The sequence below is a fragment of the Streptomyces sp. NPDC033177 genome, from assembly GCF_055577715.1.
The window spans coordinates 294,167-312,560 of record NZ_JBVIPS010000010.1; the positions used below are offsets into that span (position 1 = coordinate 294,167).

19 protein-coding genes, 1 tRNA gene and 1 pseudogene are annotated in these 18,394 nt (G+C 70.3%); 9 read left to right on the forward strand and 12 right to left on the reverse strand.

The genetic code is table 11. The annotated features are described in order from the left end of the window. Positions 1–2 precede the first annotated feature (2 nt). The gene (gene dcd, locus ACZ5U5_RS32100; protein WP_363210436.1) at positions 3–578 is read right to left on the reverse strand and encodes a dCTP deaminase; all 576 of its coding nucleotides are present in this window, start codon (positions 576–578) and stop codon (positions 3–5) included. 510 nt (positions 579–1,088) lie between these two features. Here dcd and ACZ5U5_RS32105 point away from each other — a divergent pair. Then, positions 1,089–1,162 (forward strand) — tRNA-Gly (locus ACZ5U5_RS32105). Positions 1,163–1,177: 15 nt separating this feature from the next. On the opposite strand, the gene ACZ5U5_RS32110 is transcribed toward ACZ5U5_RS32105, so the two are convergent. Continuing rightward, positions 1,178–1,855: a TetR/AcrR family transcriptional regulator gene (locus ACZ5U5_RS32110; protein ID WP_469028663.1), complete on the reverse strand. Its 678-nt coding sequence runs from the start codon at positions 1,853–1,855 to the stop codon at positions 1,178–1,180. Positions 1,856–1,915: 60 nt separating this feature from the next. Further along, entirely contained in the window at positions 1,916–2,389 is a 474-nt protein-coding gene (locus ACZ5U5_RS32115) for a carboxymuconolactone decarboxylase family protein (protein WP_469028665.1), read from the reverse strand. Between the two features lie 159 nt (positions 2,390–2,548). On the opposite strand from ACZ5U5_RS32115, the gene ACZ5U5_RS32120 reads away from it, so the two are divergent. Beyond that, the gene (locus ACZ5U5_RS32120; protein WP_160506205.1) at positions 2,549–2,914 is read left to right on the forward strand and encodes a PH domain-containing protein; all 366 of its coding nucleotides are present in this window, start codon (positions 2,549–2,551) and stop codon (positions 2,912–2,914) included. 75 nt (positions 2,915–2,989) lie between these two features. Beyond that, complete coding sequence (locus tag ACZ5U5_RS32125) at positions 2,990–3,967, forward strand: SGNH/GDSL hydrolase family protein (RefSeq protein WP_469028668.1); 978 nt, start codon at positions 2,990–2,992, stop codon at positions 3,965–3,967. Positions 3,968–4,018: 51 nt separating this feature from the next. Here ACZ5U5_RS32125 and ACZ5U5_RS32130 read toward each other — a convergent pair whose 3' ends face one another. Both ACZ5U5_RS32130 and ACZ5U5_RS32135 read right to left on the reverse strand, forming a co-directional pair. Continuing rightward, a complete protein-coding gene (locus ACZ5U5_RS32130) occupies positions 4,019–4,360 on the reverse strand; it encodes a DUF397 domain-containing protein (RefSeq protein WP_469028671.1) in 342 nt (113 codons plus the stop codon). Further along, the gene (locus tag ACZ5U5_RS32135) at positions 4,320–5,168 is read right to left on the reverse strand and encodes a helix-turn-helix domain-containing protein (protein ID WP_469028675.1); all 849 of its coding nucleotides are present in this window, start codon (positions 5,166–5,168) and stop codon (positions 4,320–4,322) included. Before ACZ5U5_RS32135 ends, ACZ5U5_RS32130 begins: the two co-directional genes overlap by 41 nt. A gap of 85 nt (positions 5,169–5,253) precedes the next feature. Here ACZ5U5_RS32135 and ACZ5U5_RS32140 point away from each other — a divergent pair, with 85 nt between their 5' ends. The 3 genes and pseudogenes from ACZ5U5_RS32140 to ACZ5U5_RS32150 all read left to right on the forward strand — a co-directional run bounded on the left by ACZ5U5_RS32140 (position 5,254) and on the right by ACZ5U5_RS32150 (position 7,661). Then, entirely contained in the window at positions 5,254–5,718 is a 465-nt protein-coding gene (locus ACZ5U5_RS32140; RefSeq protein WP_469028676.1) for an ATP-binding protein, read from the forward strand. A gap of 67 nt (positions 5,719–5,785) precedes the next feature. After that, positions 5,786–6,184: pseudogene (locus ACZ5U5_RS32145) on the forward strand (DUF7144 family membrane protein); the annotation flags it as partial. Between the two features lie 178 nt (positions 6,185–6,362). Next, positions 6,363–7,661, forward strand: a complete 1,299-nt coding sequence (locus tag ACZ5U5_RS32150; RefSeq protein WP_469028679.1) for an ion channel protein — start codon at positions 6,363–6,365, stop codon at positions 7,659–7,661. A 16-nt stretch (positions 7,662–7,677) separates the two neighbouring features. On the opposite strand, the gene ACZ5U5_RS32155 is transcribed toward ACZ5U5_RS32150, so the two are convergent. After that, entirely contained in the window at positions 7,678–8,589 is a 912-nt protein-coding gene (locus ACZ5U5_RS32155; protein WP_469028681.1) for a LysR family transcriptional regulator, read from the reverse strand. A gap of 166 nt (positions 8,590–8,755) precedes the next feature. On the opposite strand from ACZ5U5_RS32155, the gene ACZ5U5_RS32160 reads away from it, so the two are divergent. After that, positions 8,756–10,066 carry an SGNH/GDSL hydrolase family protein gene (locus tag ACZ5U5_RS32160; protein WP_469028683.1) on the forward strand — a complete coding sequence of 437 codons (1,311 nt, stop codon included), beginning with the start codon at positions 8,756–8,758 and terminating at the stop codon, positions 10,064–10,066. Positions 10,067–10,279: 213 nt separating this feature from the next. On the opposite strand, the gene ACZ5U5_RS32165 is transcribed toward ACZ5U5_RS32160, so the two are convergent. The 5 genes from ACZ5U5_RS32165 to ACZ5U5_RS32185 all read right to left on the reverse strand — a co-directional run bounded on the left by ACZ5U5_RS32165 (position 10,280) and on the right by ACZ5U5_RS32185 (position 16,345). Next, the gene (locus ACZ5U5_RS32165) at positions 10,280–12,247 is read right to left on the reverse strand and encodes an FUSC family protein (protein WP_469028685.1); all 1,968 of its coding nucleotides are present in this window, start codon (positions 12,245–12,247) and stop codon (positions 10,280–10,282) included. A 70-nt stretch (positions 12,248–12,317) separates the two neighbouring features. Then, complete coding sequence (locus ACZ5U5_RS32170) at positions 12,318–13,349, reverse strand: endonuclease/exonuclease/phosphatase family protein (protein WP_469028687.1); 1,032 nt, start codon at positions 13,347–13,349, stop codon at positions 12,318–12,320. A gap of 165 nt (positions 13,350–13,514) precedes the next feature. After that, positions 13,515–14,369, reverse strand: a complete 855-nt coding sequence (locus tag ACZ5U5_RS32175; protein ID WP_469028690.1) for a hypothetical protein — start codon at positions 14,367–14,369, stop codon at positions 13,515–13,517. A gap of 123 nt (positions 14,370–14,492) precedes the next feature. Further along, complete coding sequence (locus ACZ5U5_RS32180; protein WP_469028692.1) at positions 14,493–15,344, reverse strand: ABC transporter permease; 852 nt, start codon at positions 15,342–15,344, stop codon at positions 14,493–14,495. Beyond that, positions 15,341–16,345, reverse strand: coding sequence for an ATP-binding cassette domain-containing protein (locus tag ACZ5U5_RS32185; RefSeq protein ID WP_469028695.1), 1,005 nt, complete (start codon positions 16,343–16,345; stop codon positions 15,341–15,343). The genes ACZ5U5_RS32180 and ACZ5U5_RS32185 overlap by 4 nt, the downstream gene beginning before the upstream one ends. Before the next feature lie 192 nt (positions 16,346–16,537). Between ACZ5U5_RS32185 and ACZ5U5_RS32190 the strand changes: the two genes are divergently transcribed. After that, complete coding sequence (locus ACZ5U5_RS32190; protein ID WP_469028697.1) at positions 16,538–16,981, forward strand: SH3 domain-containing protein; 444 nt, start codon at positions 16,538–16,540, stop codon at positions 16,979–16,981. 108 nt (positions 16,982–17,089) lie between these two features. Beyond that, the gene (locus ACZ5U5_RS32195; protein WP_469028699.1) at positions 17,090–17,482 is read left to right on the forward strand and encodes a hypothetical protein; all 393 of its coding nucleotides are present in this window, start codon (positions 17,090–17,092) and stop codon (positions 17,480–17,482) included. Positions 17,483–17,604: 122 nt separating this feature from the next. Here ACZ5U5_RS32195 and snpA read toward each other — a convergent pair whose 3' ends face one another. Next, complete coding sequence (snpA, locus tag ACZ5U5_RS32200; RefSeq protein WP_469028702.1) at positions 17,605–18,270, reverse strand: snapalysin; 666 nt, start codon at positions 18,268–18,270, stop codon at positions 17,605–17,607. Positions 18,271–18,394 lie beyond the last annotated feature (124 nt).

The following is an 18,394-nucleotide window of genomic DNA, read 5'->3' on the forward strand; positions in this document are numbered from 1 at the left end:
TGTCACACCTGTGTCCGATGGAAATTGAGGAAGGAGCGGGAGGCGGTAGGGCCTCGCTGTCCCTGGTATCGCGATCCGTAACGCTCCGAGCCGTAGGGCGCCTCGGAGGGCGAGGTCATGCGGAACAGGCAGAGCTGCCCGATCTTCATGCCCGGCCAGAGCTTGATGGGCAGCGTCGCGAGGTTGGAGAGTTCGAGCGTCACGTGCCCGGAGAAGCCGGGGTCGATGAAACCGGCCGTGGAATGTGTCACGAGGCCCAGCCGCCCCAGGCTGGACTTCCCCTCCAGCCTGCTCGCGAGGTCGTCGGGCAGGCTGATGACCTCGTACGTCGAGGCCAGCACGAACTCGCCGGGGTGCAGGATGAACGGCTCGTCGCCCTCGGGCTCCACGAGCCGCGTCAGGTCGGCCTGCTCCACGGAGGGGTCGATGTGGGGGTAGCGGTGGTTCTCGAACACCCGGAAGTAGCGGTCGAGCCGCACGTCGATGCTTGAGGGCTGCACCATGGATTCGTCGTACGGATCGATCCGTACTCGTCCGGTGTCGATCTCGGCCCGGATGTCCTTGTCTGAGAGAAGCACGCACCGAGGATACGCAGAGCGCGCGGGACCGCCCCAATCGGACGGTCCCGCGCGCTGTCGTTGTCCGCTCTCCCCCGCGCCCTCGCTACCGCTTCTGCGACGCGACCGGCACGGCATGCCGCAATCGGGCGCATCGTGGGCAGCGGATGAGCCGGCCGGGTCCGAGCCGGTCGGCCTTCTGCATCGGGAACGAAGCAGTGCTGAACACGTGCCCTTCGGCACATCGGACGACGGTGTGGTCCATCAAGTCCCTGAGTCCCTTCCCCAAAGCCGTGGTTGAGCTCGTAGCTCGCCGTGCTCCGCTCGCGAGCGCGACGAAAGGCCACATTACGGGACGAATGGGGCGCCCCTCCAGGCGGCACTCCGGCCACTCACGGTACGCCCCAACTCCCGCGCCCCGCATCGCCATCCACGCCCCGGACAGCACGCAGGCCCCGCGGCAAAAGCGCCCGGGGCCTGGGATGAGGTAGAGTGTGCGACGTTACGACACCGCCACAGACGGCGTCTTTCGCGGGTGTAGTTTAGTGGTAGAACATCAGCTTCCCAAGCTGAGAGTGCGAGTTCGATTCTCGTCACCCGCTCCACAGTTGAGGCCCAGGTCAGCGACCTGGGCCTTTTTGCGCGCCCAGCTCCTGAAGGACCGAGCCGAGCTGCTCGGCGGTCAGGGGCGGGGCGGGCAGCCGGGGTGTGGTCGGCTGGGTGCGCAGGCCGGCCAGGAGCAGGGCCAAGGGGCGGTGCCAGGCTTCGGGGGTGGTGGCCGTCGTCAGGGCCGGGATGGCTCGGCCCAGGGCCGCCAGTGCGAACAGGACGTCCTCGGTGGTGACGTCCGCGCGGATCGTGCCCTGCTCGCGGCCCCGGCTCAGCAGGACGTCCATCGTCTCGCGGTTGTGCGCGTGCACGGCCTGCAGCGCCTCGACGCCCTCCAGGTGCGTGGTCATGAGGTCATTGGCGCCCCGGTCCGCGGCCAGCGTGACGAACACGGCCCGCAGGTACGCGTTCAGCGCCGCCCACGCGTCCGGCGCCTTCCGCGCCTCCTCACCGGCGGTCATCGTGCCCGTCAGGAGATCGCGGAAGACGGCGTCCACGAGGGCGGCGCGGGTGGGAAAATTCCGGTACAGCGTCGCGTTCCCCACGCCCGCCCGGCGGGCGATCACGTCCAGCGGCGCCTCAAGCCCTTGCTCCGCGAAGACCTCGCGGGCCGCCCCCACCAGGAGATCCCAGTTGCGTCGCGCATCGCGTCGCCGTGGGGGCGTCGCACGGTGTGAGCCGCCGGTCATCGTCACTCTCCCTGCCAAGCGGGGACCACTCCCCGGCAGGGATGCTATCGGTGGGAGCCGTCAGCCGAACTGGCCCGGCTGGTAGTCCCCCGCCGGCTGCTGGACCATCACGTTCACCCGGTTGTAGACGTTGATCAGGGCGATGAGCGACACGAGAGCCGCCAGCTGGGTCTCGTCGTAGTGCTTGGCGGCGTTCGCCCAGGCCTCGTCCGTGACCCCACCCGCCGCGTCGGCGATCCGGGTGCCCTGCTCGGTGAGCTCCAGCGCGGCGCGCTCGGCCTCGGTGAACACCTTCGCCTCGCGCCAGGCAGCGACGAGGTTGAGGCGCGTCGAGGTCTCGCCCGCGTGCGTTGCGTCCTTCGTGTGCATGTCGGTGCAGAAGCCGCAGCCGTTGATCTGGCTCGCGCGGATCTTCACCAGTTCCTGTGTCGCCGGGGGCAGCGCCGAGTCGGCCACGACCTTGCCCGCCGCGTTGATGTGCTTGAGGACCTTGCCCGCGAGCGGGCTGCCGAACAGGTTCAGCCGAGCTTCCATGGTGATCTCCTAATGCCGATGACGATGCTTCCACCCCTACGACGGATGCGCTCGGCAAGATGTGACAGCAGGAGGAGCACGCAGATCCGTGGCCCGTACCTCAGGGGTGCGCGTTACAGTCGGTTTTTCCTGTGAGTTCAACTAAATGGGGGGTTTCTCATGGCACTGTTCGGAAACGCGCACACGATCGATCCGATGACCGCGCAGCAGGACTACGCGCGGCTGCTTGGCCACGGCGAGCAGGTCCAGGCCGCGTTCCTGCTGATCCGCGACACCATGCTCTTCACCGACCGCCGCCTCGTCCTCGTCGACAAGCAGGGGATAACCGGCAAGAAGGTCGAGTACCACTCGGTCCCCTACCGCAGCATCACGCACTTCGCGGTGGAGACCGCCGGGCACTTCGACCTCGACGCCGAGCTGAAGATCTGGATCTCCGGCACTCCCGAGCCCATCCAGAAGACCTTCACCAAGGGCGTCGACATCTACGAGGTGCAGGCGATCCTCACGCAGTACGTGGCGCGCTGACACGCCGCCTTCTCACGCGCGGGTGACTGTGCTTGCCTAAGGGGCTGTTTCGGTCGCCTGAACGGGAGTTGGCGTATGCGCAAGCCGTGGATCGGTGGGGTGCTGGCCGCTGTGCTGCTTCTCGGCGCGTGCGGTGACCCCGGCTCCGGGGGGTCGTCCGGCGACGCCCCGGAGCCTCCCGCCGCGCGCAGCTCGGACGCCGGGCGGGCCGGGCGGGGCGAGCCCGCCGCCGAGCCGTCCGCCTCCCGGCCCTCGTCGCCGCCCTCGTCCACCACCCGGCAGCGCGCCGCGAAGAAGCCACCGCGTGGGGGCGCGCCCAAGGTGCTGTACCTCGGCGACTCCCTCGCCATGGAGAACCAGAACGTCCTCGGCGACCTGCTTCGCGACGACCTCGGCGCGCGCTACCGCAGCGCGCCCTACTCCGGCACCACCCTCTGCGACTACCTCGACGGCACCGGCGACGACTCCCTCGTCCCCGACAAGGACAAGGCCGCCGCGCTGGTCCGCGCGGAGCGGCCCGACTACGTGGTGCTCCAGTTCTGGGGCAACGCGTGGGGCTACACGCCCTGCATGGACGGCATCACGTACGACAAGGCACAGCAGAAGTACTTCGACCGGTACGCCGCCGACGCGAAGGCGCTGGCCGCGCAGATCCATGGTGCGGGTGGGTCCGGGGCCGGGGCCGGCGGGCCCCGCATCGTGTGGGTCCTCCAGGGCCCCGATCCGATCACGCCCGATCGCGTACGGCGCGTCAACGAGATCTACGCGGCGCAGGCCGAAGCCTCGGGTGATGTCGTGGCCGACGCGGGCCGTACGGTCGCCCCCGCCTCGGGGCGCTACACCTGGGTGGAGAAGCTTCCGTGCACGGCGTGGGAGAGGTCCCACCCGGCCTATTGCACGGGGTCTGGCCGCGCGGCCTTGCACCGGGGGGACGACTACCTGCACTTCTGCCTGGCGCCGACGACGCCCAAGTCCCGGCCTTGCCCCGCCCGTTCACCGGGGATCCACCGAATGGCGGCGGAGATTGTGCGGGCCGTGGGCTCAGCCGGGTAGCGCCTTCCTGCGGGGTGCGTCGTGGCTTGTCGCGCAGTTCCCCGCGCCCCTTCAGGGCGCGGCGACCGCCCGCACGAAGCGGGCGAAGGCGCCTTCGGAGACGGTGAGGGTGGGGCCCTCGGGGTTCTTGCTGTCGCGCAGAGCTATTGCTCCTTGGTGGGGGGTGAATTCGACGCAGTCGCCGCCTCCGCTGCCGCTGTAGGACGACTTGTGCCACGCGGCGCCGTGCAGGGGGGCGAGTTCGATGCAGTCGCCGCCGTTGCTGCCGCTGTACGTCGACTTACGCCATGCGGCGCCGTTGAGGGGGGAGCATTCGACGCATTCGCCGCCACTGGTCCCGCTGTAGGACGACTTACGCCACTGTGCGCCCGTCAGGTGCCGTGCGGTGCCCATAGCGTTCCTCCATCACACGAGCGATCAGTTTTGCCGAGCCTTCTGTCGAGAGGGCACAGCTCTGCAAGCGAGCGTAGCCGACCGAACGCTCCCTGATCACTTGCGAATTGGCGGTCATATGGCCGGCGTCGTAGCTCTCGGAGTAGAACAGGTCCGGGTCGTCATCGAAACGCATGAGGGTGAATGACCCCATCATCCCGGCGTGCTGGCCAATCGAGTACGGGAGCACCTGCACCTGCACCCACGGGCGGTCACGGAACTCCAACAGCCGCGCTAGTTGGCCTCGCATGACATCCCGGTCTCCGACCTCCTGGTGCAGCACAGCTTCGTCCACAACGACCCACAGGGCAGGGGGCTGCTGGCGCTCCAGGATGCGCTGCCGTTCCATACGAGCCGCGACCAACTCTTCGATTCTGCCCGGATGGTCTACGCCCAGCAGCGCCCGCGCGTATTCCGCCGTCTGCAACAGTCCGTGCACCAACTGGCACTGATACGTGGAGATGTAGGCCGCCCGCGCCTCCATCTCCGCATAAGCCTGAAACCACGTAGGCAGCTGGCTCTTCAACACCAGCCCCACCAACCGCGAAAACACCCCGTCAGTACCGAGCGCCGCATCCACCCGCTCAGAGAAATCCCGCGTCGGCACCTTCTTCGCCGTCTCGATCTGGCCGATCAAGGACGCCGTACAGAAGATGCAGCTGCCCAACTGCCCCTGCTTCAGACCCGCCGCTTCCCGCAGGCGGCGCAATTCCGAGCCGTAGTAGTCCAGCGGTGACGCGCTGGGGTCGAGGTCGCGGATGTTGACCATGCTCGGGCCACCCCCATAACCAACGCCTCGCGGCGTTCAGTTCAAGTCGTAGCCCAGCGTAATCATTCGACTCCACGCTGGTGACATGAATCACGTAACTCCCCCTCCGCCCCTGCCCGTTCGCGGCACGTACCGGATGAGCCTCACGCTCGGTGAGCACTCGGCCCGGCATCTGCGGTTCATCCTGCGGGCCTATCTCGGGAGTTGGGGCATGGGCGAGCTGCGCGACTGCGCCGAGCTTGCCCTCACCGAGCTCGTCACGAACGTCGTGCGCCACGTGCCGGACCGTCGCTGTGACCTCCTCATCTTGCGGCGCCCGCGAGGGCTGCGGGTCGAGGTCGCGGACCGGTGCCCGCAGCTGCCCGCGCAAGGCGGCGGCGAGGAGCTGGACGAAGGCGGGCGCGGCCTCCTCATCGTCGCGGCAGTCACCGATCGCTGCGGCTTCGATCCGCGGGCGGACGGCGCCGGGAAAACGGCCTGGTTCGAGTGTGACGCCAAGGGCGATGCCACGTGCGATGCCACGGAGGCGGGGCCCACCCGTTCGGCCTAAGCCCGCTCGCGAGGCCCGTAGCGCTGTCACACGCTGTGAACTCCTGTACGACGAAGAAAGGGTGCCCATGAGCAGCGGAGCGAGCAACCCGCGGGGCGCGAGCCCCTGGGCGACGGGCGGCACGGCGTTCGCGGGTGTCCTGATGCTGGTCAGCGGCATCCTCGGCATCCTGGAAGGCATCGCGGGGATCGCCAAGGACGACGTCTACACGCGCATCGGGGACTACGTCTACAAGTTCAACCTCACGACGTGGGGCTGGATCCATCTGATCCTCGGCATCCTGGTCGCGGTCGCCGGTTACGGCATCCTCAAGGGCGCGGGCTGGGCCAAGGCGTGCGGTGTCGCGCTCGCCTCGCTCTACGTCATCCTGCACTTCATGTGGCTGCCGTATCAGCCGATCTGGGCGCTGATCGCCATCGCGATCGGCACCTTCGTCATCTGGGCGCTGTGCACGGACCACTCGGACCGCGACGCCCGCCATGGCGGCCCGGGGGCCCCGGGCGGCTGGGAGGCCCGCAAGACCTCCAGCGGCCCCGGCCCGTTCGCCGAGGGCTCCGCCGGCGCCGACCCCGGTCCCCCCGGCGGCCGCACCCCGCCTCCCACCACCTGACCGACAGCGCGGCGGGAGCTGCCCCGGAGGGCCCATGACCGACACGACCACGTCCGGCCGCGGGCCCTCCCTCTGGACACCGCAGGCCCGCGCCCTGCTCCCGCTCGTCCTGCCCGCCCTGCTCGTCGGCGTCGGGTCCAGCCTGATCCTGCTGCTGCTCAGCTTCATCGCCGAGCGGCTGCAGGATCTGCTGTGGGACGTGCTGCCGGACGCGGTCGGGGTGTCCGGCACGTCGGCCGGATGGATCTTCGCCGTGCTCACCGCGGCGGGCCTTGTCGTCGGCCTGATCGTGTGGAAGATCCCGGGGCACGCGGGGCCCGACCCGGCGACGCTCGGCCTGGTCGATCCGCCGCTGCCGCTGCGGATGCTGCCCGGCATCGCGCTCGCCGTCATCGTGGGGCTCGCGGGCGGGGTCAGCCTCGGCCCGGAGAATCCGATCACCGCGATCAACATCGCCCTCGCGTACGCGCTCGGCATGGCGGCCATGCCGCGTACGCCCGCCACGGACTGGATCATGCTCGCGGCGGCGGGGACGATCGGCGCGCTCTTCGGTACACCGGTCGCTGCGGCGCTCGTCCTCTCCGAGATCGTGCTCGGCAACGACCCGCGCCCCCTGTGGGACCGGCTGTTCGCGCCGCTGGTCGCGGCGGGTGCGGGTGCGCTGACCACCGTGCTCATCGCGCACCCCACGTTCCAGATCGACATCGCGCCGTACGACGGGCCGCACTGGGGCGACATCCTCTCCGCGATGGTCATCAGCACCGCGGCGGCGGCCGTCGGGCTGTGCGCGGTGTACGTCTTCCCCCACCTCCACCGCGCCTTCCGCCAGCTCGGGCACCCCGTGCTGATGCTGACGGTGGGCGGGCTCGTGCTCGGCGCGCTTGGCGCGCTCGGCGGCCATCTGACGCTCTTCAAGGGCCTGGACGAGATGAAGGAGCTGACCGCGACCGCCTCCGACCATGACGCGGGCAACCTGCTGCTGCTCGCCCTGGTCAAGCTCCTCGCGCTCTGCGTGGCCGCCACCTGCGGCTTCCGGGGCGGGCGGATCTTCCCCGCGGTCTTCGTGGGCGTCGCGCTCGGCATGTTCGCGCACGCGCTCGTCGACGCGGTGCCGCCCGCCCTCGCAATCACCTGCGCCATTCTCGGCGTGCTGCTCGCCACGACGCGGCAGGGCTGGCTGAGTCTGTTCACGGCGGCGGTCGTGGTGATGGACATCGCCGTGCTGCCGCTGCTGTGTGTCGCGGCCCTGCCCGCGTGGCTGCTGGTGACGGGACGCCCGGAGATGCTGATCGAGGAGAAGAAGACGGAGAGTCGGCCGCGGACAGCGGGCTGAGCCCGGCGCGCCGTCGTCAGAACGGCGCCGGTCCTCCGTTCGCCGCGACGGCGTCCCGCACCGCGCGGACGAACGCGTCGATGCGCGGGGTGCCCGCGGCAGCCGTACGCCAGATCAGCGCGACGTCGGCGGACGCGACGTCGACGAGGGGCACGAAGACGATGTCCGGCCGCGCGTAGTACTTCTCCACGGACGCGACGACCGGCGAGACCCCCTGGCCCGTGGCCACCAGCGTCATCAGCTCCTGGAAACCGGCGACGGACGGACCGCGGCGGATCGCGAGGCCGCTGGGGGTGCGGGGCGGGATGTGGAAGTCCCACCAGTAGGCGGGCGCGCCGTTCACGACACCGAAGAACGTCTCGCCCGCGCACTCTTCGAGGGAGACGCTGTCGCGCCCGGCGAAGCGGTGGCCGAGCGGCACGGCGAGCCTGCGGGGTTCGTTGATGACGACGGGCCCGACCGTGAGGTCCGGCTCCTCGACGGGCAGGCAGGTGAACAGCACGTCGGCCTCACCGCCGCGGAGCGCGCCGAGCGGGTCGCCGTACTGGGTCTCCCGCATCCGAATGTCACAGCGCGGGCAGCGCTCGCGGAACGTGCCCAGGATCGCCGAGGTCAGCGAGCCCGCGCCCGAGCCGAGGAAGGCGACGGTCAGTTCGCCCTCGACGCCACGCGCCACGTCCTTGGCGCGGGCGACCGCGGCCTCCATCCGCACGTGCAGGGGCGCCAGGTCCTCGTACAACTGCCGTCCCAGCGGGGACATCTCGACCTTGCGGCTGGTGCGCTCGAAGAGCGGGGCGCCGATCTTGCGCTCCAGTTTCTTGACGGTCTGGCTGACGCGGGCCTGGGAGAGGAGGAGGCGTTCGGCGGTGCGGCCGAAGTGGAGTTCCTCGGCGAGGGTCAGGAAGGTCTCAAGCTCTTGCCGTTCCATGGTCCAGCACCACCCGTCCGCCTCTGACCTGCATCTATAAGCCTGATCGCACCAATCGTTTCACGGATCGTCGTTGATCGGGGGTTGGTGGGGGCGGATCTTTGAGGAGTCCGGTCGACGGACGCCTTTAACTCTTCTCGATTCCTCGCAACTCCCGGAGATTCAGATGCTTTCACGTACGCGTACTTCCGTTCTCGCCGCCACCGCCGCGCTCGCCCTGACCGCCGGTCTCGCGGTGACAGGTGCCCACGCCTCGGGCTCGAAGCCGGGCCCCGGGTCTTCCGGGCCCGCCTGGACCGCCGCCTGGGCGGCGTCGCCGCAGCGCGCGAGCACGGGCTTCAAGCCCAACTGGTCGGAAGACGGATTCTCCGGCCAGACCCTGCGCCAGGTCGTCCGCGTCACCGAGGGCGGCGACAGAGCCCGTATCCGGCTCTCCAACGCGTACGGGACGTCGCCGCTGCACATCGCGGGGGCGACCATCGCGCGGACGAAGAAGGGGGCTGCGGTCGAGGAGGGTTCGGTGCGGCGCCTCACGTTCGAGGGGAGGCGGTCGGTCGCGATCCCGGCGCACGGGCAACTCTCCAGCGACGCGGCTGGGTTGCGGCTGAAGCCGTTCGAGTCGGTGACAGTGACGCTGCACCTGGCCCGTACGACGGGGCCGGCGACCTTCCACGCCCAATCCTTCGCGACGAGTTACCGGGCGGAGGGGGATCGGCTCGGGGAGGCCGGGGCGGGGGCGTTCGACGAGTCGACGGAGTCCTGGTACTTCCTGTCGGGCGTGGACGTGGGGGTGAGTGCGGGCGCGGGTGCGGGCGCGGGCTCTGACCGGGGTCGGCGCGGCGGGGGCGGCATCGTTCTCTTCGGCGACTCCATCACCGATGGTTTCGCCTCCTCCACCGACCTCAACCGCCGGTGGTCCGACGCCCTGGCCGAGCGCCTCGCCAAGGCGGGGACGCCCCGGCCCGTCCTGAACGCGGGCATCGGCGGCAATCTCGTCCTCAACGACTCGGCCTGGTACGGGGAGCGGGGTACGGCCCGCTTCGGGCGGGACGCGTTGGACCTGCCGGGGGTGGGGACCGTGGTCGTCCTTGAGGGCCTGAACGACATCGGTTTCAGCGAGAGCGATACGCCCACGTACAAGCCTGCGCCGGAGGTGAGCGCCGCTGAACTCATCGCGGGGCACCGGAAGTTGATCCGGGCCGCGAAGGCGAAGGGGGTTCGGGTGGTGGGGGCTACGTTGCTGCCGCTGGGGGGTTCTGATCACTACGGGGAGCGGGCGGCGAAGGTGAGCGATGAGTTCAATGAGTGGGTGCGGACTTCTGGGGAGTACGACGCGGTCGTGGACTTCGACAAGGCTCTGGCGGATCCGGCGGACGGTGAGCGGATTGCTCCCCAGTACGACAGCGGGGACCACCTGCACCCGAATGACGCGGGGTATCGGGCGATGGCCCACGCGGTGGACCTGACCAAGATTTAGTCCCCAACCCCGCCCCTTCCCGAAAACCTGCTCTGGCGCGGGGGCCTTGGGCGCCGTCATCACCGGCTCCGCCGAGTTCGTCCTCAAACGCCGGACGGGCTGAACCACTCAGCCCGGCCGGCGTTTGAGGCCATCTTGTACGGGGTCTGGGGCGGAGCCCCAGTTTCGGGAAGGGGCGGGATTGGGGAATGCCCCGCAGGGAAAGCCCTGACCTCACCCCCGCGGCGGCGACGCAATCGCCCTGGCTGCCGCCACCTCCTGGCGCAAAGGTTCCAGGACGCTCTCCTGAGGGCCGGTGAAGGACGCGGAAACCTCCTCCAGGATCTCCGAACCCCGCAGACCCTGCGAAAGCTCACGCAGCTGCCGCGCCACCTCCCCCACCTCAGTGAGCCCCGGCTCCCCCGCCCCATGCCGAATCCGCACCCGCGCAGCGGTAGTCGCGTCCACGATCCGTTCGACCGCGATCACCAGAGGCCACCACGCCGCGGCCCTCGCCCCCATCGGGGGCGGTTCGGTCAGGGCGCGCTGGAATTCGGTGCGGATGACGGACAGGTCCCGGTACAGACCCCTCCGCATCCGCGCCCGCGCCCCCACATCCACCGCAGTCCCGAACGCGCTCTCCACGTACGACGCCGTATCGGCGACCGCGTCCGCGAGACGGTCGCCGATCCGCGTGTGCCAGCTCTCCGGCCACAGCAAGTACCCGGCCACCAGGGAGATCGCACAGCCGATGAGGCTGTCGACGAGGCGCGGCACGACGAGCCCGAAGCCCTGGTGGTTCAGGACGTCCGAGAGGAGGAGGATCACCGGGGTGATGGCGGCCGTCTGGTAGCCGTAACCCCGCGGTGTGAGCGCCGGGATGAGCGCCGCGAGCACCAGCATCACCGGCACGTCCCACCACCCCCGCGGCACCTGCGAGAGCACCGCGGCCGCCACCACGAGCCCCGCCGCCGTGCCCAGCGCCCGCAGCACCGCCCGCGAGAAGACCGAGCCGAAGTCAGGCTTGAGGACGAACGTGACGGTGAGCGCCACCCAGTACGAGCGCGGCACCTCGACCAGGGACACCAGTGCCTGCGCGATGCCGATGCACAGGGCGAGGCGCAGGCCGTAGCGCCAGGACGCGCTCGACAGGATCACGTTGCGGGCGGCCCTGCGGGCCCTGACGCGCAGGGCTGCGGGGCGGCCGAGACGGTCGTCGGTGTTCACCACGCCGTGCGGGTCCGCGTCGTTGAGGAGTTCGGCCACGTGGCGCAGGGCGTGGTCGACGGCGTCCGCGGAGGGGTCGAGGGGCTCGGGGAGCACGGGGTCGGGGACCGGGGCGGGGCCGGGAGCCGCCACCGCGTCCGCCAGGCGCCGTACCTCCGCGGGGAACTCCGGCGGCATCGGGACCCCGCACTGGTGCGCCGCGGGCGCGGCCTCGATGACCGGTGTGATCGCGTTCAGTTGGGCGACAAGACGGACCAGGTCAGGGTTGCGGCCGTGCGCGCGGGTGCGCCGGGCGAGGACGAGGTCGTACGACTGGTTCAGGGAGGTGGTGACGGCCGTGCGCGCCTCGCCGTACCGCTCGGTGCCCGCCGCTTCCAGCAGCGCGGCCACGCTGCGGTAGGTCGCCGCGACGGCGGCCCGCTCCGGGATGCCGGATCTGAACGGCCAGGCGAGCAGCGCGAGGACGAGGACCAGGAGGCCGCCGCCGGTCATCAGGACCGGGGCGAGCCACCATTCCCCCGGCATCGGAAGCCCCGCCCCCACCACGGAGTTGAGCAGCAGGAGCAGGCCGGACACGGACGCCACGGCGCCGATCGTGGACATCATCCCGGAGACCAGCGCCACGAGGGTGACCACGCCGACCGCCACCCAGCCGTGCCCGAAGACGAGCGAGCCGATGGTGACACCGAGCGCCCCGAAGAGCTGCGGGACCGCGATGTTGAAGATCCGCATGCGGTACGCGTCGGCGGTGTCGCCGATGACCCCCGACAGGGCGCCCATGGAGGCGAGCGCCCCGTACGCGGGCTGCCCCGCCGCGAGGCCGACGAGAAGGGGCAGCGACAGGCCGGCCGACGCGCGCGCCACCGCGGCCCACGGGACCGGCGCCGTCTGCGGCTTGAGCGTCCTGACCAGCCAGGGAGGCGGGGCGAGTGCGCTCAGAGGGCCCGGTGGTGCGGGTGAATCGCGGCGGGGCATGCGGCCATTATTGCCGCGCCTGATGCCACTACGCCTGGTCTGACCTGCGTTTTACCGGTCCTAGGACCTACTACTGGTCCGCCTCGTGCAACGTCAGGTCCACCACCAGCGTCCGGTGGTCCGTGTCGCCGATGTCCAGGAAGCGGGCGTCACGGGCCGCGAAGTCCGGGGTGGCAAGGACGTGGTCGATCTGGGTGCCCAGCGGTTTCATCAGGTCGGCGGGCCAGCTCGGGGTGCGGGCCGATCCCGCGAGGCGGGCGGCGTCACGTACGCCGCCGGTGTCCAGGATGTCGCGGAAGGCCGCGTGGTCCTGAGTGGCGTTGAAGTCACCCGCGATGATGGTGGACCGCTTCGCGCGCTTGCCCTCGGCGGCGTAGTCGCGCAGTTCGGCGAGTTCGGTGCGCCAGGTGGAGAGTTGCTCGGGCAGCGGCGGCATCGGGTGGGCGAGCTGGACGCGGATCTGGTGGCCGCTCTTCAGCTCGGCGACGGCGCCGGGCATGCCCAGGGTGCCCGCGAGGCCGCTCGCCTTCTTCAGGGGCAGCTTGCTGACGATGACCGAGCCTTCGGCGCCGCCTGCCTCGCTGGCGGTGCGGTAGGGGTAGTCGGCGCGGGGGAGTTCGTCGCGCAGGGTGTCCGAGCAGGTGTAGTCGCACTCCGGGACGAAGAGGAGGTCGGGTTTCTCCTCGCGGACCGCCTTGAGGAGCCCCTGGGTGGCCCTGCCGTACTCCACGTTCGACGCCATGACGCGGATCTCGGCGACGGCCGGCCCCGCCGGTTCGTCCGTCTTCCCGTACGGCTCCAGGAACCAGGCGACACCGCCGAGCGCGACGACGCCCCAGACGAGGCCGACGCGCCAGCGGGCGAGGGCCGCGAGCAGCAGGGCGGCGATCACCGGGGCCAGGAACCAGGGCAGGAAGGCGAGCAACTGCGGTACGGGGGTGGCGCCGTCGGAGTCGGCGACACGGAAACCGAGGAGTGCGCTGACGCCTGCCAGGAGGAGAGCCGCGAGCCAGGCGGAGGGCTTCTGGCGAGGCCGCCGCTTCGCCTGCGGCTCGGGCCAGTCCTCTTGGGGGGCCGTCCTCGCTGCCGTTGCGCTGTCCAAGGCCGGCCTCTCCGTCTGGGGGTCCTGCGCGAATCTTCCCCTAGAGACGGTGGGGGGCGAGGGAGGGTTGCATTTTCCCCAGGCCCGCCCCTTCCCGCTGCATCTGATTTGCGGCTCCGCCGCGCGGCATGGGGCTCCGCCCCCTGGACCCCCGAAAAGATGTCCTCAAACGCCGGACGGGCTTGACCTGCCAGCTGACCGCCGGCGCCGAAGCAGCCACGCGGCAAGCGCCACCGCAAGGCCCACCCCGAGAATCACCCACGCCGCAACGCTCAGCGAAGACGTCAACGCGTCATATACCGCGCCCGCCGCCGCCCGCGAGACGTCCTTCGGCAGGTCGTCCAGGGTCAGCCCCCGGCCCACCATGACCGCGACGCCGAGGACCGCCCCGCCGAGGGCCGCGCCCAGCGCCGTGCGGACGATCGCGCGGCGGCGGTGGACCGCCAGGGAGATGCCGGCCACGGCGAGGAGCACCGCCGCGGCCGGGAGCCAGAGGCCCGCCATCTGGAGCATGTGGAATCCCTTCCCGAAGGGGCCGAGGTCCGACGACTCCATGAGCGTCACCTCGGTGTGGGTGACGGGGATGCTGTCGGCGAACGGCACGCCGTCGGCGGCCAGTTGGCGCTTGACCTGCTCGGTGATCGGCGCGAGATCGATGGTGACGGCGCCGCCGTCCGACTGGCCGCTGAGCGCCCGCTGCACGGCGTCGTGCGCGGCACGGTTCGCCGCGTCCCAGGCCGTCCTGAAGGCCTTCGTCCCGGCGAAGGACCGCGCCGCGTCCCCGAGGAACGACTCGACGGTGCCCTGCAGCGGGCCCACGTCGATCTCCTTCATCACCGAGTCCGTGACCGCTGTGGCCACCGCGTCCCGTACGTCGGGATCGGAGGCGAGCGGCGCCATCGTGGCGACGTACGCGTCGGCGTCCTCGATCTCGTACTTGGCCCACGTGGAGAGCGCGCCGAGCGGCACGAGGAGGACGGCGATGACGAGGAGGAGGGCGGACAGCGGTCGTCTGAACACGCCTCCCAGGAGAAGTCCCGCGACGTCCCGGTCACGCCTGGCGCGACCGGGACGAGTGCATACGGGGCAAGAACTCCCACCTGTGGAGCGAAGATGCGGGGCGGAAACGTGGAGCGAAAACTCCTACTTGCGGTTGTAGAGCCGCATCGTCACCGGGCCGAAGACCGCGACGAGCAGCACCGCCCAGCCGAGCGCCCACACCAGCGACGAGCCCGGAGACGTGCCCGCCATCAGATCGCGGACCGCGGAGGCGACATGGGTGATGGGGTTGTTGTTCACGAAGGCCTGGAGCCAGCCCGGCATCGTCTCGGGCTTCACGAAGATGTCGCTCAGGAACGTCAGCGGGAAGAGCACCATCATGCTGACGCCCATCACCGACTTCTCCGTGCGCAGCAGCAGGCCGAACATCGTCCACACCCACGAGAAGGCGAAGGAGAAGACGAGCAGGAGGAGCACCCCGGCCACGACGCCCAGGACGCCGCCGTCCGGGCGGAAGCCGATGATCATGCCGACGGCCAGCATGACCAGGGACGCGATGGCGTAGCGCAGCATGTCGCCGAGCAGGTAGCCGACCATCACCGAGGGGCGCCAGATCGGCAGCGTGCGGAAGCGGTCGAAGACGCCCTTCTCGATGTCGATGTTCACCGAGACGCCCGTGTACATCGTGATCATGACGACGGACATCACGAGGATGCCGGGCAGCAGGTACTGGATGTACTCGCCCGGCGACCCGGCGAGCGCGCCCCCGAAGAGGTACGTGTACATCAGCACCATCATGATCGGGAACGCCGTCACGTCGAAGAGCTGCTCCGGCACATGCTTGATCTTCAGCATGGCGCGCCAGCCGAACGTCAGGGACGCGGAGAGCGCGCTGGGGCGCGCCGGCCGGTCACCGGCGACGAGCAGTTCGGCGAGTGACTCGGTGCTGACGGGCGCCAGGTCCTGGGCCTCGGATGTGGTGGTCGCGGTGCTCATGCCTGTGCCTCTTTCTCTTTCTCCGCCATGTCCGTCGCGTGATGGGGTGTGCCGGTGAGGGCCAGGAACACCTCGTCCAGGCTGGGCTGGCCGAGGGAGAAGTTGTCCACGATGATCCCCGCCCGGGCCAGTTCGGCCAGGGCGCGGGACGCCTTCTCCGCGGCGCCCGAGCCGTTCGCCTCGCCGTTGCCGACGCGGGCGGTGAGGGCCACCGGGTCGGGTTCGAGCTGCACCTCCGCGTCGAGTGCGGCACGCAGCGCCCGCGCCGCGTCCTCGCGCTGGTCCGCGTCCCGGAGCCGCACGTGCACCGAGCCCGCGCCGACCGACGCCTTCAGCTCGCCCTTGGTGCCCTCGGCGATGACCTTGCCGTCGTCGATGACGGCGATGCGGGACGCGAGGTGGTCGGCCTCGTCGAGGTACTGCGTGGTGAGCAGGACCGTCGTGCCGTGCGCGACGACGGCCCTGACGATGTCCCAGACCTGGTTGCGGCTGCGCGGATCGAGGCCCGTCGTCGGCTCGTCGAGGAAGAGCAGGTCAGGGGTGTTGAGGATGGACGCCGCGATGTCGATGCGGCGGCGCATGCCGCCGGAGTAGTGCTTCACCTGGCGGGCGGCCGCGTCGGTCAGGCCGAAGGCCTCCAGGAGCTGCGCCGCCCTGCTGTACGCCGCCTTCTTGCCGTGTCCGGTGAGACGGGCCAGAAGCACCAGGTTCTCGGTGCCGGTCAGGTCCTCGTCGACCGAGGCGTACTGCCCGGTGAGGCTGACCCTGCTGCGTACGGCGTCGGCCTCGCGCACGACGTCGTGACCGAAGACGTGGGCGTCGCCGCCGTCCGGGCGCAGCAGGGTGGCGAGCATCTTCACGGTGGTGGTCTTGCCGGCGCCGTTCGGGCCGAGCAGGCCGTAGACCGTGCCCGCCGGAATGGTGAGGTCCACGCCGTCGACGGCGCGGTTGTCCCCGAAGGTCTTCACCAGGCCCGCGGTCTCGATGGCCACGCTGTTCATGTCGTACGCCCTCTCACGTCAGTACGGGTAGTACGTGTCGTTCCGTTACGAGGTCAGACCGTCCGCGCGGCTCAAACTCATCGTCCGGTGGAGCCTTAGCCCGAACGGGTGTTTGCTGGAGGGGGGAGAAGAGGGTGGGAACAGGGGGACATCGGGGGAAATCGGGGAAATTCCGGAAAGAGGAGGTCGAACATGCGGACCACTCCGGCCCTGAGAACCACTCCGGCCGTCCTGGGAACTCTCGTCACCGCGCTCCTGACCGCGGGAGCGCTGTCCCTCGGAGGTGCCGCTCCAGCATCCGCCACCGCGCCACCCACGCACAACGACCACGACGTGGTCTGGGGGACCATCGTCGCCCCCAAGGACCTGAAGATCCGGGACGCGCCCTCCACCAGCGCCTCGGTCGTCGCGAAGCTCCCCGGGGAGAGCCAGGACCGCGTCGAGTGCCAGACGCGGGGTTCGAGCGTCTGGGGCAACTCGTACTGGTACTGGCTCGGCGGGGTGAAGGGCTGGGCGAGCGCCGCGTACGTCGACACCGGCGGGAAGCACGTGCCCAGCTGCGCCACCGCGGACCCGTGCCAGGAGTACAAGCCCTGCTGGGACACCTGCGAGGGCGGCTACAACCGCGACCACTGAGGCCGCCGAGTTGCCGGGCGGCGTCGGCGGGTGTGCCCTGGATGGTGGGGCGGGCGTGAAACGCAGGACCGGGGGCGACCGGGGGCGGAGGAGTCTGGAGGAACCGTCATGGCTCACGTGGCATCCACGCCGTCCGTACCCCGCGTCCGCGGGGGCTCCCACGTCACCGGAATCGCGCCGGTCGCGCTGGTCCTCGGCCTCGTCTACGGCGTCTGGGCCGCCCAGATCGCGCGGGACGCCGGCCCCATCACCACCGGCAACGTCATGCTCGGCCTCGTGGCCGGAATCGTCTTCGCCGCGGTCTTCATGGGCCTGTGGAGGGCCGCGCCCGGCCTGCCTCGTGAACTGCGCGCGGCGGCCTGGGCCACCTTCGCCGGAATCTCCTTCGGCTACATCTACAGCCTGACGGACGCGACGATCCTGCGGTCCGTTTTCATGGCACTCGGCGTGACGGCCGGGGTGTTCGCCATGACGTTCTACCGCTACTACACGCGCGAGTGACCGGTCGCTCGTCACACACGTAACGCACTGTGCCCACCGGCGTCGAGCGCGCCGATGGGCACAGTGGGTCGTACAGCGTTCAGCAGGAGGTCAGCTCTCGGCTCACCTCAGCCCGGCTCGCCTCAGCCGACCTTCTCCAGTCTGTCCAGCTTGTCCAGCGCCTTCGCGAGACCGTTGGCCCACAACTGGTCGACCTCGGCCCGCTCGTTCGCGTCCGGCTGCGCGTTGGTGCACGAAGGGCCCGGACCGCCTCCGGACATCAGCTCGCTGCACGGGCCTTCGTAGTGGTCCGGCAGGCCGAGGACGTGACCCGTCTCGTGCGTGGTCACACGGGTCGAGTCGTACTGCTGGTTCTGCGCGTAGTCCAGGAAGATGTAGCCCTGGCCGTGGCCGTCCGTGCTCGCGTACGAACCGCGCGGGTCGTTGCCCTCGCGGTACTCGAAGCTCGCACCGCCACTCCCCTCCTGGAGCTTCACGTTGGACACCGCGCCATTCCAGATGGAGGTGCTGCTGGCTATCTGCTGTGCGAAGGTCGGGGCACCGGAGGCGTCGTACACCACGGTGACCTGCTTCGCGCCCGGGTTGGCCGCGCGCTTCTCGGCGACCGACTTGAGGACGGCGTCGAAGAACGCCTTGTTGGCCGCGGCTTCCTCGCCGGAGCCCGCGTAGTTGGCGTACGCGGAGGTGGCGGACGGCGCGGTGGGGGTCGCTGCCGTCGCGGACGTCGTGCCGAGACCGGCTGCCGCGAGGCCGATGACGGCCGCGACGGACAGGTAACGCTTGTTCATGTGGGGGGCTCCCTACTCGTTCGGTGAAAGGTGAACGGTTCGGTAACGGGAGTGTCAGGGAGCCGGGGGCCTGAGCGGATGATGGCAAGTGGCGATAGCGCGGAGCTATCGGCTGCCGCCCGCC

What these genes read in the sequence shown, in the direction of transcription:
- ACZ5U5_RS32130 (WP_469028671.1), bottom strand. Translation starts at nt 4,360, where the DNA reads ATGGGCACCGCACGGCACCTGACGGGCGCACAGTGGCGTAAGTCGTCC.
- ACZ5U5_RS32190 (WP_469028697.1), top strand. Translation starts at nt 16,538, where the DNA reads ATGCGGACCACTCCGGCCCTGAGAACCACTCCGGCCGTCCTGGGAACT.
- ACZ5U5_RS32195 (WP_469028699.1), top strand. Translation starts at nt 17,090, where the DNA reads ATGGCTCACGTGGCATCCACGCCGTCCGTACCCCGCGTCCGCGGGGGC.
- ACZ5U5_RS32160 (WP_469028683.1), top strand. Translation starts at nt 8,756, where the DNA reads ATGCTTTCACGTACGCGTACTTCCGTTCTCGCCGCCACCGCCGCGCTC.
- ACZ5U5_RS32165 (WP_469028685.1), bottom strand. Translation starts at nt 12,247, where the DNA reads ATGCCCCGCCGCGATTCACCCGCACCACCGGGCCCTCTGAGCGCACTC.
- ACZ5U5_RS32110 (WP_469028663.1), bottom strand. Translation starts at nt 1,855, where the DNA reads ATGACCGGCGGCTCACACCGTGCGACGCCCCCACGGCGACGCGATGCG.
- ACZ5U5_RS32135 (WP_469028675.1), bottom strand. Translation starts at nt 5,168, where the DNA reads ATGGTCAACATCCGCGACCTCGACCCCAGCGCGTCACCGCTGGACTAC.
- ACZ5U5_RS32180 (WP_469028692.1), bottom strand. Translation starts at nt 15,344, where the DNA reads ATGAGCACCGCGACCACCACATCCGAGGCCCAGGACCTGGCGCCCGTC.
- ACZ5U5_RS32185 (WP_469028695.1), bottom strand. Translation starts at nt 16,345, where the DNA reads ATGAACAGCGTGGCCATCGAGACCGCGGGCCTGGTGAAGACCTTCGGG.
- ACZ5U5_RS32115 (WP_469028665.1), bottom strand. Translation starts at nt 2,389, where the DNA reads ATGGAAGCTCGGCTGAACCTGTTCGGCAGCCCGCTCGCGGGCAAGGTC.
- ACZ5U5_RS32140 (WP_469028676.1), top strand. Translation starts at nt 5,254, where the DNA reads ATGAATCACGTAACTCCCCCTCCGCCCCTGCCCGTTCGCGGCACGTAC.
- ACZ5U5_RS32120 (WP_160506205.1), top strand. Translation starts at nt 2,549, where the DNA reads ATGGCACTGTTCGGAAACGCGCACACGATCGATCCGATGACCGCGCAG.
- ACZ5U5_RS32155 (WP_469028681.1), bottom strand. Translation starts at nt 8,589, where the DNA reads ATGGAACGGCAAGAGCTTGAGACCTTCCTGACCCTCGCCGAGGAACTC.
- snpA (WP_469028702.1), bottom strand. Translation starts at nt 18,270, where the DNA reads ATGAACAAGCGTTACCTGTCCGTCGCGGCCGTCATCGGCCTCGCGGCA.
- ACZ5U5_RS32150 (WP_469028679.1), top strand. Translation starts at nt 6,363, where the DNA reads ATGACCGACACGACCACGTCCGGCCGCGGGCCCTCCCTCTGGACACCG.
- ACZ5U5_RS32125 (WP_469028668.1), top strand. Translation starts at nt 2,990, where the DNA reads ATGCGCAAGCCGTGGATCGGTGGGGTGCTGGCCGCTGTGCTGCTTCTC.